This is a genomic window from Nocardia sp. NPDC055050, assembly GCF_053608345.1.
This window is the reverse complement of sequence record NZ_JBSGVG010000014.1, coordinates 16,702-32,054: the sequence shown is the minus strand read 5'-3', so window position 1 is coordinate 32,054 and position 15,353 is coordinate 16,702. Positions and strand designations below refer to the sequence as shown.

The window sequence follows — 15,353 nt, the reverse complement described above, 5'->3', positions numbered from 1 at the left end:
GTCACCAAGGCACTGTTCCGGCATCGTCGAAGAATCCGCCGGTCGGTCCGTCGTCGGGCAAAGTCGCGAGGTGAATCGCGATCGCCGCCCCCTGTGCCGGAGTGCGGACGCCTCGCAAACCGTTGAGATCGGTGGCGGTGAAACCTGGGCAGCCGGAGTTGATCAGGATGTTGGTGTCGCCCAGTTCCTTGACGTATTGGATGGTGACGGCGTTGAGGAAGGTCTTCGACGCCGAGTAGGCAGTGGGAACCGGGCCTGTGTCGAGGCCGGGAGCGGTCTGCAGGGCGAGCGAGCCCACGCTGCTGGACATGTTGACGATTCGCGGTGCTGCCGAGCGGCGCAGCATGGGCAGCATCGCGTTGGTGACCCGGATGACGCCGATCACGTTGGTTTCCACGACAGCGCGCACGGTCGCGGGATCGACCGTGGTGGGCGTCTGTGGCACGCTGCCGGTGATCGCGGCATTGTTGACCAGGACGTCGAGCCCTCCCGCATGATCGGCGATCAGCTCGGCCGCGGCGGCGACACTCGCGTCGTCGTCCACATCGAGCGGCACGCCGAACGCCTCGATTCCGGCCGCGCGCAGCTTCTCCACCGCGGTGTCGCGGCGTTGTCGATCCCTCGCGCCCACACCGATTCGCCAGTCGAGGGCGCCCAGGCCCGCCGCGATCTCGAATCCGATTCCTTTGTTCGCGCCGGTCACCAGTGCGATTGTCCGTTCATTCATGCCGTTGACAATGCTGCGGACACGGGTCGGACGTCCAAGACCGATCGGGTGTGCGTCGATACCGCGCGGGTATTGGTCGTGGTGAGTGCCGGATACGATGGCCCGGTGGAGACGCGGGAGTTGCGATACTTCGTCGCCGTCGCCGAGGAGTTGCACTTCGGGCGGGCGGCGCAACGGCTCACGATGGCGCAACCACCGCTGTCGCGGGCGATCCAGCAACTGGAACGCCGGCTCGGAGTCGTTCTGCTGCACCGCACTACGCGCGCGATCACGTTGACCCCGGCCGGAGCGGTGCTGCTGCGGGAGGCCCGGCTGGCGATCGAAGCGGTCGAAGCTGCCGAGCGCCGCACTCGCCGCGCCGCAGCCGACCGGCCCGGTGTGGTGCTGGCGACCAAGGCAGGAGCGTCCAGCGAACTGTTGTCGAAGCTGCTGGACGCCTACGCCGCCGACCCCTGCGCTGTCGCAGTCGAGGTGGTGCTGTGCGGGCCCGGCGAACCGGAAAGCCTGCTACGCAACGGGAGTGCCGACGTCGCTCTGCTCCACCGGCCCTACGACACGACGGCCGGATTCGATACCGAGGACTTGCACACCGAACAGCAGATCGTGGTCCTGCCCGCGGGACACCCCCTCGCCGACCGAACTCACCTGTCGATGGCCGAGGTCAACGCCCTGAGGGACCTGCCCCTACCGCGATGGCCTCGACCCGACGGAAGCTATCCGGACGGCCCCGGCCCACAGGTTCGCGACCGTACCCAGTTGACCCAGCTGATCACGCTCGGCCGGGCCTGCGCGGTCATGCCCGAGTCGCTCCGAACCCAGCTACGCCACGAGCACGCCATCGTGCCGGTGCCGGACGCACCGGCCGTCACCACCGTCATCGCCTGGCCACCACACAGCAGATCACAAGCCATCGCCGACCTCGTCCGCACGGCGACAAGCCTCTAGGCGATGGCATCCGCAAATGCCGCATACCGCGCAGTCAGGAACGTCCGCATCTGCCGAAACAGCTGGTCGCACTGGTCCCGGAAGACACTGAGATGCTCGGTGGCCTCGAGTTGGGCGGGATCCCACTCGTCACCATGCTGAGCCAGTTGACCGGACTGCCCTCGCTGTTCATCCGAAAGGCAGCGAAACCCTATGGCACACAACAGCTTGCCGAAGGCGGCGACGTGCGGGACCGCCGCATCGTGCTGATCGAGGATGTCATCACTACCGGTGGAGCGGTCGTCGCCGCGACCGAGCAGTTGCGATCGCGGGGGGCGATCGTCGACACGGTCATCTGTGCGATCGACCGCTCGAACCCGGATATCAACCAGCTCCCGTCGGTGCAGGTGGCCGTGCGCCCCGTACTGACCAAACAAATTCTCGACACCGTGCATCAGCAGTAGGAGCAACCTGATTCGCGTCAGCGGGTGATCGTGCTGGCCGATTCGGTGAGCATGCTGCTCAGCCACTGCTGGGCTTCGCGGTGGTCAGGGGCCAGATGCTCGGCTAGTTTCGCTTCGCTCGGAGACAGGTCGGGCGCCCAGCTCGGGATCGCCAGCACCCGCATCCCTGCCGCATGCGCTGACCGAATCCCTGCCACCGAATCCTCCACTGCTATACAAGCATTCGGGTCGACTGCGAGCAGGGCCGCGGCATGCAACCAGGGCTGCGGGTGAGGCTTGGTTTGCGCCTGGTCCTCACGAGCGACCACGACCTGCAAGGAGCGGCGCAGCCCGAAATGATCGAGGGTGGCAGCGACAAACCGGCGTGGAGAAGCCGACACCACACCGGTCACCGCCCGGCTCGTGACCGCCCTCAGCAGCGCGTCCACCCCCGGGAGCAACTCGATGTGACCGGCCTCGAGCTGCTCGATCATCGCCCTCACGCAATCGGCGATGACCTGATCGACGGAATGGATACCACACACCCGGGCCAGATACTGGGCCCAGTCACCGTGGCCATGCGTCCTGTGTCGGTCGACATCGGTCCAGATATGGCCATGGCCGGCGGCGTATTGCGCCCAGCAGCGGTCCCAGGGCACCATGGTCGCGGCGAGAGTCCCGTCCAGATCGAACAGGACGGCCTCGACGTACTCGCTCATGAGGGAACGGGCGCCGTGGTTCCGGTGGCGGCGATGAGCTGATCGATCGAAATCAGCTTCAGCTCATGGGAATCGGCGAAGGCACGCAATGCGGGCAACCGCATCACCGCCCCGTCGTCGTGACAGACCTCGCTGATCGCCGCCACCGGGGACAGGCCGGCCAGCCGCATCAATTCCATTCCGGCTTCGGTGTGACCTTGACGCGCCGCGAGCCCGTCAGGATGTGCTCGTAATGGGAATACGTGGCCCGGCCGTTGAAGGTCTTCCGGCCGGGTAGCCGGGTCCGCCAGTGCGCGCAGGGTAGCGGCTCGGTCGGCCGCGCAGATGCCGGACACCACGCCCGCTACCGCATCGACGGTCACGGTGAACGCGGCCTGCTTGCAGTCCTGATTCATTGCGGTCATCGGCGGCAACCCGAGCAGCTCGGCCCGCTCGACCGACATCGGCGCACACACCACTCCTCCGGTGTAGCGAATGAAGAACCCGAGCGTTTCAGGCGTGGCCAGTTCGGCGGCCATGATCAAGTCGCCCTCGTTCTCGCGGTGCTCGTCGTCGACCACGATCACTGGCCGGCCGGCGGTGATTTCGCTGATCGCATCATCGAGTTCATCGAAGAGATTCGCTCGGTCGTGTGTGCTCGCTGCAACGGTCATCATTGGCCTTCCTGTCCAGGTCATGGGAGTGAAATCACGCACTCAACACAGCAGGCAAGAATGAAAACCAAGATCATTGTGATCGTACGCCCCGGGGCTTGTGCACGCAGCCCCTATCAACCGCACGAAGCATCCGCTCGGCCGCATACTGCTGTTCCGGGCCTGACCTCGCGGAATATTTCGTTTGTTGTGCCGCCGCCGAGGAATGCCGTCGGCTAGTCGTCGGGGGACGCGCGGCGGTTGCGTTTGGTGACACCGCGCCGCTTCTTCGCGGAGATGCGTCGTTCCTTCGCTCCGCGCGAGGGCTTGGTGGCGCGGCGAACGGGTGGCGGGGCGGCAGCGGCATCGCGGAGTAGCGAGGTCAGGCGTTCGCGGGCGGCCGCGCGGTTCTGCAGTTGTGCGCGCTGCTCCGATGCGGCGATCGTGAGGACACCGTTGACCAGGCGGGTGGCCAGGCGGTCGAGCATCCGGGTGCGCAGCCACTCCGGCACCGAGGGTGAGTTGGCGAGGTCGAAGGACAGCTCTACCCGGCTGTCGGTGGTGTTGACGTGTTGCCCTCCCGGGCCGGACGACCGTGAGAACCGCTCGCGCAACTCGGACGCGGGTATCACCAGCCCCCGAGTCACGGTCAGGTCCTCTGCCATGATCCGACGCCACTCTCTCCGATCGAACAGCCACCTCGGCCGGGTCGGCCCAGGTCCGACTGGACAGTGACCTTGTCGTTCACGATAGCGATGACCTTGTCGGCGGGAAACAACCAGGCCGTCCCTTCGCACGCCAGGACAGTAGCGTGCAAGGGCGGCGCAAGGGTCCGCTGTCAGAGTCGATGACATGACGTGGCACAGCGGCCGACGAGCCGAGGGAAAGAACATTCTGGTGACCGGTGCCAACGCGGGCATCGGATACTTCACCGCCGAGCAGCTCGCGGCCAACGGTGCCACGGTGGTGCTGGGCTGCCGCGACACCACCAAGGGCGACCTCGCGGTACGCGCGATCCGGGCACGGGTTCCCGATGCTCGACTGCGGTGCGTGCGTCTGGATCTCTCGGATCTGTCCGCACTGTCGGTGACGGTGGGCGCCCTCGATGTCGACAGTCTGGACGCGATCGTGCTCAATGCGGGAATCCTGCTGTCCGGTCCCGATCGTCGCATGAGTGCTCACGGACACGAATTGATGTTCGCGACAAACCATCTCGGGCACTTCGCACTGGTCGCACATCTGGCACCACTATTGGCCGCGACAGCGAACAGCCGGGTGATCACGGTGGGCAGCTTCGCCGCGCGGTCGGAGCGACTCGATCTCGGTGATCTGCAATCCGAGCACGACTATCGGCCCAAGCGCACCTACGGGCGATCTAAGCTGGCCCAAATGCTGTTCGGTTTCGAACTGGATCGTCGTCTGCGCGCGCATGCTGCCGACATCGCCAGCATTGTCGTCCACCCCGGCGGTGCCTTGGACTCACTGACGCCGTCTCGGCCACCGCTGTTCGTTCGCACCACCGCCCAGCGCCTGCGCGGACTACCCGCGGGTGTTGCGCTACACGGTAAACACGCGGCGGCCGCCACCATTGTCCGAGCCGTTCTCGACAGCGAGATAGACGGCGGGCAACTCTGGGGGCCAAGGGTGTTCGGTCTTCGAGGGCAACCGCATCGCGAAACGCCCCACGCGCACATGACCGACCACGACACTGCTGCCGAACTGTGGGCCGCCAGTGCGGCACTCGCTGGCGTCGATCCATTCGTGTGTCCTTCCGCACCGACTCGGCAGTGACCCATTTCGGTTCGGCACCGCGTTCCGCCACACGGAGTGGCGGCGTGCGATCGGGATGACCGCAGGGCAGACTTGGCCGGTCCAGAAGCTTCATCGCCCCCGACACCGAGGCAACGATGACATCGATTCCGGCCGGTATCTCGCTCGACACACTCTCCGAACTGCCCCGATTTCCAGCAGGAACATCGTTCGGCCCCGATATCGACGCCGCCAACGAGATTCTGCTGTCCGCCGCCGATGAGCAGACCAAACGCGCGGCGTTTCTGGACTGGGCGGCCCGGCACCAGCCATGTGTTTTCGGACGGATGGCCACCAAGTCCGGCACACCAGCGCGAGGATTGGCGATGGATCTGTGCTGGGTCGGCGAACAGACGCTCGCGGCCGGGCCGCACGCGATCTCAGCCCGCATCGCCGCAGACCGACGCACCTGGAAGGAGCGGGCCGCGCGCGGAATGAGCAGTGCCTTTCTGGTGATCTTCAACAGCCGGTGTCTGGCTCACGCCCGGCCAGGCCCCACATTCGCCCGTCTGTGCACCGAACTGGCATCGCTGTACCTCACCGAACTGGCACCCGTGCGGCCCGACGTGATCTATACCGAGGCGATCCCGCTGCGCGGTAGCGACGGGGTGCTGCGCCTGTTCAAAGGCAGTGTGCAGCTGTTCCATACCGGTGCCCATCTGCGCCGTCATCACGACCGCCGGATCCCCGGTGGGGTGATGATCTCGGTGAACGGACCGGGACACTACGCCAATTCCCTTGTCACCCAGGGTATATGCGCGGACCTGACCGAATCTGCGCCCATGGTCCGACGTTTGGCCGCACGCTCGATAGGCGCGGGTGGTCTCGGTGACGAGCGCGCGCTGAGCACCACTTGGCACCGCGACCCCGACCCCGCCGCACGCGACACCGCACGCTGGTTCTCCGCCGCCTACCACCTCGACGTTCTGGTCCAATCCGACGTAGTCAGCGATCCCGGGGCGCGAACCGGCCCCTGCCCCGCGCACGAACAATGGTCCTGGCTGCATTTGGACTACATCGACGCCAGCGAAACCTCCCGCACCGACCCCACCCACGGCTGGTTCCACGGCGTCCGCATCCCCGAGGGCGAATTACACCACAACCCTTGGCCCCCAGTCGTTCCCATCGACGCACCCGACTTCAACTACTGACCGCCTCGCCCGAGCCCGAGCGGGCGCAGTCGGTGGACCTCACTCGCTCACCGCACGAACCGACTCGGCCGCCCACTGCCCGTGGTCGGCACAGCCCTACCTCCGAGCATCCGCGTTTCTGCCAGGCTTGCGTCGGGGCATCGGGGGCATCAATCGTGGCACCGGCGGTAGCGGTACAGAACTCGGTGAGGCCCGGAACGCCTCGATCATGAGGGCAGCGAAGCGGCGCGAGGCCGCGATTCGTGCTGCCGATGTGCCCGCATGGATGCCGTTGTTGGCCATGATCATGAGGATGAGGTCGTCCGCCACGATGTCGGGGCGCAGGTGGCCGGTGTTCTTGGCGCGGCGGATCAGTTCGGCGGCGCCGGTGAGCGAGGAGTTGCGGATCGCGGCGAAGTCCAGCGCGTGCGGGTAGGCGGACATGAAGGCTGCGGCGAATCCATGGTCGCGGGCTTGCAGCTCGCAGAGCTTCTCGACGGTGCGGCAGAAGCCGTGCCAGGGATCAGGGTCGGCGAGCCCTTCGTCCACGAGAGTCCGGCAAGCGAGCATCTGATCGGTGAACGCCTCGGCAACCAGCATCTCCTTGGTCGGGAAATGGCGATAGAGGGTGGCGGGGCCGACCTGGGCGCGCCGGGCGATCTCGCGCATCGGCACATCCAGGCCGTCGATGACGAACACCGCGCGGGCCGCATCGAGAATGCGTTCGCGGTTGTCCCTGGCATCCGAACGCAGGGTGTGAGGCAAACCAGTGGTCACCGCTCTCACTTTAGCTAAACGGACGGGGGCGTCCGTTACGGTCCCACTGGTCAGTTCCCCTCGAACAGAACACGGAGACGCCGATGAAGGCAGTAGTGGTCCAGGCATTCGGAGGTCCAGAGGTCCTCGCGGTGGTCGAACTCCCGCACCCGAATCCGGCCGCCGGAGAGGTGTTGATCACGACCGAGGCGATCGGTGTCGGCGGTGTCGACGCTCTTGTCCGAAGTGGCGCGCTGGCCACCTTCGGGATCACGCCAGGTCACATTCTGGGCCAAGAGGTCGTCGGCACTGTGACCACGGTCGGCGAGGGCGTCGACACAGGGTGGATCGGTCAGCGCGTGTGGGCGTTCACCGGTGAGGGTGGCGGCTATGCCGAGCGCGCCATCGCTTCCGCCGAGACGCTCGTTCCCGTTCCGGAGGCCCTGTCGGCTGTCGACGCGGTGACCCTCGGCAGCTCGGCCATGGTGGCCCACTTCGCTTTGCGCCATGCGCAGTTCACGCGCGGAGAGTCGGTACTGGTGCGTGGCGCGGCGGGCGGTATCGGCGTGGTGGCAGTCCAGCTCGCGGCGCGCGGCGGTGCGGGTGCGGTCGCGGTCACGACTTCCTCGCCTGCGCGCGGCGATCGCTTGCGCGATCTCGGCGCGACACACGTGCTGGACCGCGTCGGCCGGGGTGCGGAGAACGCTCCCACGGGCTACGACGTCATCATCGACATCGCCGCGGGTGCGGATCTACCGTCGTTCCTCACCAAGCTCGAGCCCAACGGCCGGCTGGTGGTCGTCGGTGTTATGGCAGGCATGCCGCCCGCAGACTTCGGCGTGGAGATGATCAAGGCGTTCCGGCGATCGACGTCGTTCGCGACCTTCAGTGCCGATACCGTGCCTATATCCGACCGGCGAGCAGCAACCGCCGAACTATTCGCGGCCGCGGTTCGCGGCGAGCTGAAAGCAGTTGTGCACGAGATACTTTCCCTTGAGCAAGCTGTGCTGGCTCACCGGAGAATGGACGCCGGCGAGGTGTTCGGCAGAATCGTGCTCATTCCATCGGTCACCAAGCGTCGGTGAGATCGCTTGCTGCTCCGAATATCCTGTACGCGGCTAGGCGAACCTCGTAGTGAGCTCGGTCGCGATCTCATAGTGGCGCACGAGGAACGAGCGTTCGTCGAGCTTCTTGCGGCGCAGCCAGCCGGTCACCTCGGCGTTGCACTTGCTGGCGTTGCACGACCCACACGCGGGCACGACGTTGCCGAGCGTGTAGCGGCCACCGCGCGAGAGGGCCTGCACGCAGTCCTTCTGCAGCGAGGTGACGGGAGATTTGCAGTAGGCGCACCCACCCCAGGACGTTTTGAGCGCGTCCCACTGCGCGTCCGTGAGGTCGTGGGAGACGGCCGCCATCCGCTTCTTGCGCTTACGTGCGGCGCGGACCTGTTTGCTACCCCCAGTCGGCACGACGGTCAGGATACGCGTTGCGATGATCAATTGGCCGGAGGCCGGGCCACTGTTTCCGGCACAGTCCGCACCGTGGATACCGGGCCTGGGCCTGTTCCCCTATCCCCTGGGCCGTCGAGGGCTGATATAGCTCAGCACGTGCTTGCCGCCGGCTTCGCGGCGAATCGGTCGGCCAGATAGGTCAGAGCCGTCGGCATTCCCAGCATGGCTTCGGTACCGTGCTCGCCGACGGAATTCTCCAGCAGCTGCACCGGAATCCCAGCGGCGCAGTATTTTCCGGCCAGCGCCCGGGCGGCACCGATCGGCGCGAACTCGTCAGCGACAGCGTGATGGAGCAGCACCGGCACGGCAGGTTCGCCCGGGCGGAACAAGGGGCTGGCTTTCCGCACCACCGTGCTCAGTTCGGCGTTGTTCGTGATCGACCCAGGCCAAGCTTCCAGCGCCGCCGCATCGAGAAACGGGTACGCCAGAGCGGCGTGGGGCACGCAATCGGCCCGGCTCGCGGCCAGCATCCTGCGGCCGGATTCGTTGAGGTACTGAGCCACATCAGCTTCGGGATAGGACCGGTCCAACCCCACCAGGCCGACCACAACCGCGCCACCGGCGATTCCACCGCTGAAGCCGGACATGGTGGCTTCCAGGTCCGCGACGACCCCGCCCAGCACCACACCGGACAATCGCAGTTCCGGGGCGTAGGTGGTGTGCGCTTGCGCGGCGATAGCGGTGGCCTGTGCACCGCCGGAGTATCCCCACATGCCGATCGGCGCCGCGGGGTCGACAGCCGCGGGCGCGAACGCTCTGGCCGCGCGGATACCGTCGAGCACGCCGTGGACATATCCGTCGGCACCGAACAAATCGGAGTCGGGACCCTGATAGTCCGGTACGACCAGAGCCCAACCCTGTTGCAGTGCAAACCGAATCATGCCGGTCTCGGCGTACGCGCCGCTGGGGACGCCGTCGATCCCACCACGCAGCGCATACGAAGGTGCGCATTTCGAGCCGACGCCGTCTTCGGCTACCTGGTACGACAGCAGCGGACGCGGGCCGTCGCCAATCCATTCTCGATGCGGTACAAGGACTGTCGCGATGTAGGCCCGGGGTGCCCCATGATTGTCGATTGTCTTGTACTGCACCTGCCAGGCATCCGCCGGCAGCGGCTGCGAGAACGACTCCGTTTCGATCACCCGCGACGCGAGCACTGTCCCATCGGCCAGGTCGGCGAGACCCACAGGCTGGGCGTAGAACGAATCCTGTTCCGGCAGCGGCACTGCCGTAGCCCAACCCGCGCACGCCGCTACCAGCGCGAAGACCACACCGCCAACCGCCGCCCGCAATGTCGCGATCTGCACTGCCCGCATCGAATACCCCACCCCGAGAACCTGTTCTAGTTTTGCGTTCCCGCGAGAGTAGTGCATTCGACAGGACCTGACACCCGAACCAGCGATCTGGTGACCGGGTAGTCGATGGGGATGCCGCATAGCAATATCCGACAAAGCCACCTACTCGAACAGCGGCACGACATCTGGTGTTCAGGCTGGATAGCGTTGTACCCCAATGGATCTGGACTAGCCGAAGATATTCGAGGCTGCCGGGCAAGCGAATGGGGGCGGGGCCTTGTTTGTCGACAAGCGTGACCGCGTGTCGCTGGTCGAGCCGTCGTACAAGCCCCCCTGGACACGACCCGCCCCTGCGGCAGCTGCCGCCTAGCTCAGGTGAGCCGGGTGTCGGCGAAGACCACCATTGCGTCGCGGTAGTACGTCGCAAGCCCTACAGCGATCCGGTCGAAATTCTCGGCATGGCCCGGATCATCATAGGTACGAGCCAGCGCCTTGAACGCGCGAGCGCCCGGGTCCCAAGTCGCGCGGATGAGCTGGTATGCCGTCTCGATCTCCGCCTGTACGGACGGGTCGCTCACCGCTGTCTCGGATGACATGAATTCGGCCATCCGAATCATCGCTGCGGTCGTATCTCGCTGCATCCGTTCGATGTCCTCGGTACTGAGCGAGTCGATGAACTGTTGCGACCGCTGCCGGGTCTGCTCCTGATCCGGCCAATCGTCGCCTCGTACCGCTTCGTACCGGTTCGGGTCGAAACCTTCGAAAAGGTTTTCCGGCCTGTTGATTTCGGTCACAACAACTGTTCCGTTCTGTATCTCGAGTTCCTCGATGGTGCGGGCAAGCGTGTGTGCTATCCGGGCGAGACGATCACGCTTGTGGGTCACCTTCGCGTGGTGCTCGCGCAGCGCCTGCACGTGATCGGTCTGCCCGTCGAGAATCGCCGCGATGGCATCGAGCGGCATATCCAACTCCCGCAACACGAGAATCTGCTGCAACCGCAGCAGTTGCTCCTGCTCGTAGACTCGGTAGCCATTGCTGCGAATACCAGCAGGCGGCAGCAGCCCTATCTCGTCGTAGTACCGCAGCGTGCGCGGCGTCATGCCAGACATGCGGGCAATTTCGGCAACAGACCAGAACACACCCATCCTCCTACTTGGAACTCGACCGGCCGATCCGGCACCTCGACGCTAAACATGCACGCAACGTGAACCTCAATACCCGCGGCCGAGGTTGAATTCGGTCGGTGGACCGAGTGGTCTCCAGGCGGGTTGGTCGGCGGCGAGGAAGGGTGTCATGAGGCTGAGCAGTTCCTGTGGGCGGTCCAGCGGGATGATGTGACCGCAATCCGGAATGACGTGTCCGGTGAGGTCGGCGGCGATGGGGCGTAGCTGACGCTCCAGCGCGTCGCCGACCGGGTGGGCACCGATCGCCAGAGTGGGTGCGGTGAGCCGGTCGGTCGCCACAGCGTGATCGATCTGGCGAGCGCTGGTCGGCAGTGCGCGGTAGTAGGAGAAGGCGCAGCGCAGGGCGTCATCTCCGGTGTAGGCATCGACGAACGCGTCGCGGATATCTTCCCGCACGCCCCGGCCTCGGGTGCCGGTGGTGAGGAACCACTCAATATACCGCGCCTCGTGGCCGAGCAGGACCGTTTCGGCGAGACCGGGGACGGCATGGAATCCGAACCACCACGGCGGACCCGCGACGAGGAAGTCCTCGGCGCCGGGGAGCCTGCCCAGCAGTGCTTCCATGACCACCAGCCGCCGTACCCGGTCGGGGTACCGCAGGGCGAGCAGGACCGCGACCGGGGTGCCTGCGTCGATCGCGACCACGGCCGCGGTGGGTTCGCCGAGGGCATCGAGGATCCCGGCGATATCGGCGGCCAGCGTGCCTGCGTCGTAGCCGTCCGACGCACGGCTGGTGGCGCCGAACCCGCGTAGGTCCGGGGCAACCACCCGGTACTGCGCGGACAACGGGCCGATGATCTCGCTCCACAATCGCCAGGTGTGCGGAAAGCCGTGCAGCAGAACGACTGCGGGCCCGGAGCCCGCAAGGGCGACATTGGCGCGGATGCCGTTGGTCTCGATCTGGCGCAGCTCGATAGGCGCGGCATGGAGCGGCGGCGTGCGGGACATGGGACCTCCGATTAGTAACTATTAGTTACCATGGAACGATAGGTAATCTCAGGTAGGCTGCCAAGACGGCACGTCTACTACAGGTGGTGAGGTCCAGGTGACTACTCGATCAGCGCAGGTGAAGGCACCGGATCGCGGCGATCTGTTCGATGCGCAATGCCCGACACGTCAGTTGCTGGACCGCATCGGCACAAAATGGACGTCGATGGCGGTCAAGGTCCTCGCGCAGGCCGCCCCGGATGAAGTGCGGTTCGCCGAGCTGCGGCGGCGAATGCCCGGTGTATCCCAGAAGATGCTGTCGGTGACCCTGCACAACCTGACCCGGGACGGTCTCGTTACCCGCCGAGTGGAACCGACGGTGCCACCACGCGTGCACTATGGGCTCACCGAACTGGGCTTGTCCCTGGAGGTCCCCTTGGCGGCACTGCGCACTTGGGCAGAGAATCATATGGCCGAGATCGACCGCGTCGGCGCCGTCTATGACGCACACGCCGACCCGACCACCGAATAGCTTCCCCAGCGGGCGCCTTCGCAGATCGGTCGGGCAACACACCCTCGGGCTCGGCATATATCGCTTGCGGCGAGCGCTGGAGGTACCGCACAATGGGCGGCCGAGGCCAGGACCTGCGGAAATCCGGGATCAGCGCGCTGCCTGCATGCGCGGTGGCGGGGATGCGGCGACGAGATCGGCGAGAATTCGGGCGAATGGGTGGTTCATGTTCGATGTGATCATTGCCGGCTGTGGGCCGACCGGTGCGATGCTGGCCGCTGAGCTGCGGTTGCACGATGTGCGGGTTCTCGTACTGGAGAAGGAACCCGAGTCCGTGTCGTCGTTCGTCCGGGTGGTCAGTCTGCATATGCGCAGCCTGGAGCTGATGGCGATGCGCGGGCTGCTGGATCGCCTCCTCGAACGCGGACGGCAGCGTCCGGTCGGCGGGGTTTTCGCCGCCATCGCCACACCGACGCCCGAGGGACTGGATTCCGCGTACGCCTATCAGCTGGGCATTCCGCAGCCGATCATCGATCACCTGTTCGAAGACCATGCGATCGAGCTGGGTGCGCAGGTCCGAAGTGGTTGCGCGGTGGTCGGTTTCGAGCAGGACGACGAGGACGTAACTGTCGAACTGGCCGACGGTGAGCAGGTGCGGTCGCGGTATCTCGTGGGCTGTGACGGTGCGCGCAGTACGGTACGCAAACTGCTCGGTGTCGATTTCCCCGGTGAGCCCGCGCGGACCGAGACGTTGATGGGCGAGATGGAAGTGGGTGCCTCGCAGGAAGAGATCGTCGCCAAGGTGACCGAAATCCGCGCGACCCATGCGGTATTCAGTCTCAGGCCCTTCGGGGAGGGCATCTACAGCGTCGTTGTTCCCGCCGCGGGGGTGCGCGAGGATCGCACGGAACCGCCCACGCTCGCGGATTTCCAACAGCAGTTGCGCGCGATCGCCGGAACCGATTTCGGCGTGCACTCCCCGCGCTGGCTGTCTCGTTTCGGCGATGCCACCCGGTTGGTCGAGCGCTATCGGGTCGGTCGGGTGCTGTTGGCGGGCGATGCGGCGCACATCCACCCACCCGCCGGCGGTCAGGGGCTGAATCTGGGCGTTCAGGACGCCGTCAACCTCGGCTGGAAATTGGCCGGGCAGATCCACGGCTGGGCGCCGGAAACCCTGCTGGACACTTATCATTCCGAACGTCATCCGGTCGCCGCGGACGTGCTGGACAACACCCGCGCCCAGGTCGAACTGGCGTCCACCGAGCCGGGCCCACAGGCCGTCCGCAGGCTGCTGACCGAACTGATGGGCTTCGACGAGGTGAACCGCTACCTGATCGAGAAGATCACCGCGACCGCCATCCGGTACGACTTCGGCCCAGGCCCCGATCTACTCGGCCGCCGCCTGCCCGACCTCGACCTGAAACAGGGCCACCTCTACGACCGACTACGTCAGGGCCGCGGTCTGGTCTTGGACCGCACCGAACGCCTGACCGTCGACGGCTGGTCCGACCGGGTCGACATCATCGCGGATCCCACTGCGGAACTGGATGTTCCAGCGCTGCTGCTACGCCCCGACGGCCACGTCGCCTGGATCGGAGAGCACCAGCAGGACCTGAACGCCTGCCTCTCCCGCTGGTTCGGCAAGCCCGCACATGCGTCTCGATGACGTCCGCGCCATCCACACCAGTGGAGCCGGCTACTGCTTCGGGCCGGGCTGATCCCGTACGGCACCGTTCGGCCACACCACATCGACCGGAATGCCCCGCGCACGCGCCAGCGCGACCACGGTCCCGGTACCGGCACGCTCGCCGGCCTTCCCGTCCCACACCGCGATCATCCGATCGGCCTCGCTGACCAGGACCTCGTTGGCGGCTTCATACGCTTCGCGGCCCGCGTTGCCGAAGTCCATGACCCGAACCGTCGTGGCCCGCTCGATGAGCCCGTCGAACTGCGCCAGGTGGTCCGGCTTCACTTTCGACTCCCGGTAGTCGCGCGACGGCACCACCACCTCGAGCTGCCCGCCCGCGTCGAGAACCACTTCCGCGAATACGCTGTCCGCGCCGCGGGCAAGGCACGAGATGCCGACCAGACCCGGTGTGTCGGCGATCAGGTCGGCGATGGCCGCACGAACGAGCGGGACCGTTTCGGCCGAGATGTTCGTGTGCCCGGTGACGCTGATTCGCATCACACCATGATGCCGGGGCCGCGATGAACGGGTGGAGCAGGTGGCGCCGAAACGACTCAGCGGCCAGGTTCGTCCGGGCGCGACGGACCGGCGTCACCGCCATCGCTGCGGGTCGGGCCGATCCTGCGCGGCCGCACCATCCGCCGACCGCCGCCGGGGCGGTTTTCCCCGCCGACACGTTTACGGCGCGACGCGTCGAAATCGATGAGATTCGCATCGCGCTCGGCATTCGCGCCCGACTCGGCGCCGGCCTGCGTCACATCGTTGACCGGCAACGATCCTGATTCGCGCTGCAACTCCGCGCGAGTCACCGGGCGGGTGGCCGCCGGATCGTAGGCGCCATCGGGAACCGGAGACCAGCGCGGAGCCGCACCGATATCCTCTTGACGTCGCCGCGGCGGCTTGGGCAGGCGCACGACGTTCGACGGCGCGTCTCCGCCCTGGCGCGGACCCGTCTCGGCAGCCCTCGTCTCTGCCAACTTCTGACGCAGCCGCTCCACCGCATCGAATCGACTGTTGCCGGGTCCGCGCGCGAACCCCGGCCCTGTTTCCTGGTCCGACATCGAACTAACCGCAGACAGGCGCCGCGACACCCGCCCC

18 protein-coding genes are annotated in these 15,353 nt (G+C 66.3%); 7 read left to right on the top strand and 11 right to left on the bottom strand.

From position 1 onward, the window contains the following. Window position 1: 1 nt before the first annotated feature. Window positions 2-727 (bottom strand): SDR family NAD(P)-dependent oxidoreductase, encoded by a 726-nt coding sequence (locus ACWGCN_RS16875; protein WP_452458487.1) that lies wholly within the window; start codon window positions 725-727, stop codon window positions 2-4. Between the two features lie 105 nt (window positions 728-832). Between ACWGCN_RS16875 and ACWGCN_RS16870 the strand changes: the two genes are divergently transcribed. Together ACWGCN_RS16870 and ACWGCN_RS16865 are read left to right on the top strand one after the other, a co-directional pair. Next, on the top strand, window positions 833-1,672 hold the full coding sequence (locus ACWGCN_RS16870; protein ID WP_452458488.1) for a LysR family transcriptional regulator: 840 nt from the start codon (window positions 833-835) through the stop codon (window positions 1,670-1,672). Window positions 1,673-1,806: 134 nt separating this feature from the next. Next, on the top strand, window positions 1,807-2,115 hold the full coding sequence (locus tag ACWGCN_RS16865; RefSeq protein WP_452458489.1) for an orotate phosphoribosyltransferase: 309 nt from the start codon (window positions 1,807-1,809) through the stop codon (window positions 2,113-2,115). A gap of 17 nt (window positions 2,116-2,132) precedes the next feature. On the opposite strand, the gene ACWGCN_RS16860 is transcribed toward ACWGCN_RS16865, so the two are convergent. The 3 genes from ACWGCN_RS16860 to arfB form a co-directional block, all read right to left on the bottom strand. Next, window positions 2,133-2,813 (bottom strand): HAD family hydrolase, encoded by a 681-nt coding sequence (locus tag ACWGCN_RS16860; protein ID WP_387447317.1) that lies wholly within the window; start codon window positions 2,811-2,813, stop codon window positions 2,133-2,135. Next, a complete protein-coding gene (gene ribB, locus ACWGCN_RS16855) occupies window positions 2,810-3,469 on the bottom strand; it encodes a 3,4-dihydroxy-2-butanone-4-phosphate synthase (protein ID WP_452458490.1) in 660 nt (219 codons plus the stop codon). Before ribB ends, ACWGCN_RS16860 begins: the two co-directional genes overlap by 4 nt. A gap of 212 nt (window positions 3,470-3,681) precedes the next feature. Beyond that, entirely contained in the window at window positions 3,682-4,110 is a 429-nt protein-coding gene (arfB, locus tag ACWGCN_RS16850) for an alternative ribosome rescue aminoacyl-tRNA hydrolase ArfB (protein ID WP_379313894.1), read from the bottom strand. Window positions 4,111-4,297: 187 nt separating this feature from the next. Between arfB and ACWGCN_RS16845 the strand changes: the two genes are divergently transcribed. Further along, window positions 4,298-5,236 carry an SDR family NAD(P)-dependent oxidoreductase gene (locus ACWGCN_RS16845; RefSeq protein ID WP_387447316.1) on the top strand — a complete coding sequence of 313 codons (939 nt, stop codon included), beginning with the start codon at window positions 4,298-4,300 and terminating at the stop codon, window positions 5,234-5,236. A gap of 116 nt (window positions 5,237-5,352) precedes the next feature. After that, entirely contained in the window at window positions 5,353-6,405 is a 1,053-nt protein-coding gene (locus tag ACWGCN_RS16840) for a hypothetical protein (protein WP_452458491.1), read from the top strand. Between the two features lie 96 nt (window positions 6,406-6,501). Here the strand turns inward: ACWGCN_RS16840 and ACWGCN_RS16835 are convergent, their stop codons facing one another. Next, window positions 6,502-7,161 carry a TetR/AcrR family transcriptional regulator gene (locus tag ACWGCN_RS16835; RefSeq protein ID WP_387447314.1) on the bottom strand — a complete coding sequence of 220 codons (660 nt, stop codon included), beginning with the start codon at window positions 7,159-7,161 and terminating at the stop codon, window positions 6,502-6,504. A gap of 83 nt (window positions 7,162-7,244) precedes the next feature. Between ACWGCN_RS16835 and ACWGCN_RS16830 the strand changes: the two genes are divergently transcribed. Continuing rightward, a complete protein-coding gene (locus ACWGCN_RS16830; RefSeq protein WP_452458492.1) occupies window positions 7,245-8,225 on the top strand; it encodes a zinc-binding dehydrogenase in 981 nt (326 codons plus the stop codon). 33 nt (window positions 8,226-8,258) lie between these two features. Here the strand turns inward: ACWGCN_RS16830 and ACWGCN_RS16825 are convergent, their stop codons facing one another. The 4 genes from ACWGCN_RS16825 to ACWGCN_RS16810 form a co-directional block, all read right to left on the bottom strand. Beyond that, window positions 8,259-8,609 (bottom strand): HNH endonuclease, encoded by a 351-nt coding sequence (locus tag ACWGCN_RS16825; RefSeq protein ID WP_449961047.1) that lies wholly within the window; start codon window positions 8,607-8,609, stop codon window positions 8,259-8,261. A 131-nt stretch (window positions 8,610-8,740) separates the two neighbouring features. Beyond that, on the bottom strand, window positions 8,741-9,967 hold the full coding sequence (locus tag ACWGCN_RS16820) for a lipase family protein (protein WP_452458493.1): 1,227 nt from the start codon (window positions 9,965-9,967) through the stop codon (window positions 8,741-8,743). 350 nt (window positions 9,968-10,317) lie between these two features. Next, complete coding sequence (locus ACWGCN_RS16815) at window positions 10,318-11,091, bottom strand: MerR family transcriptional regulator (protein ID WP_452529049.1); 774 nt, start codon at window positions 11,089-11,091, stop codon at window positions 10,318-10,320. A 66-nt stretch (window positions 11,092-11,157) separates the two neighbouring features. Then, on the bottom strand, window positions 11,158-12,078 hold the full coding sequence (locus tag ACWGCN_RS16810) for an alpha/beta fold hydrolase (RefSeq protein WP_452458495.1): 921 nt from the start codon (window positions 12,076-12,078) through the stop codon (window positions 11,158-11,160). 97 nt (window positions 12,079-12,175) lie between these two features. On the opposite strand from ACWGCN_RS16810, the gene ACWGCN_RS16805 reads away from it, so the two are divergent. Together ACWGCN_RS16805 and rox are read left to right on the top strand one after the other, a co-directional pair. After that, window positions 12,176-12,589: a winged helix-turn-helix transcriptional regulator gene (locus ACWGCN_RS16805; RefSeq protein WP_452458496.1), complete on the top strand. Its 414-nt coding sequence runs from the start codon at window positions 12,176-12,178 to the stop codon at window positions 12,587-12,589. Window positions 12,590-12,794: 205 nt separating this feature from the next. Further along, complete coding sequence (rox, locus tag ACWGCN_RS16800; protein ID WP_452458497.1) at window positions 12,795-14,234, top strand: rifampin monooxygenase; 1,440 nt, start codon at window positions 12,795-12,797, stop codon at window positions 14,232-14,234. 30 nt (window positions 14,235-14,264) lie between these two features. Here rox and ACWGCN_RS16795 read toward each other — a convergent pair whose 3' ends face one another. Together ACWGCN_RS16795 and ACWGCN_RS16790 are read right to left on the bottom strand one after the other, a co-directional pair. Then, window positions 14,265-14,753, bottom strand: coding sequence for a hypothetical protein (locus tag ACWGCN_RS16795; protein ID WP_452458498.1), 489 nt, complete (start codon window positions 14,751-14,753; stop codon window positions 14,265-14,267). A 56-nt stretch (window positions 14,754-14,809) separates the two neighbouring features. Next, window positions 14,810-15,316, bottom strand: coding sequence for a hypothetical protein (locus ACWGCN_RS16790; protein ID WP_379315503.1), 507 nt, complete (start codon window positions 15,314-15,316; stop codon window positions 14,810-14,812). Window positions 15,317-15,353: the final 37 nt, after the last annotated feature.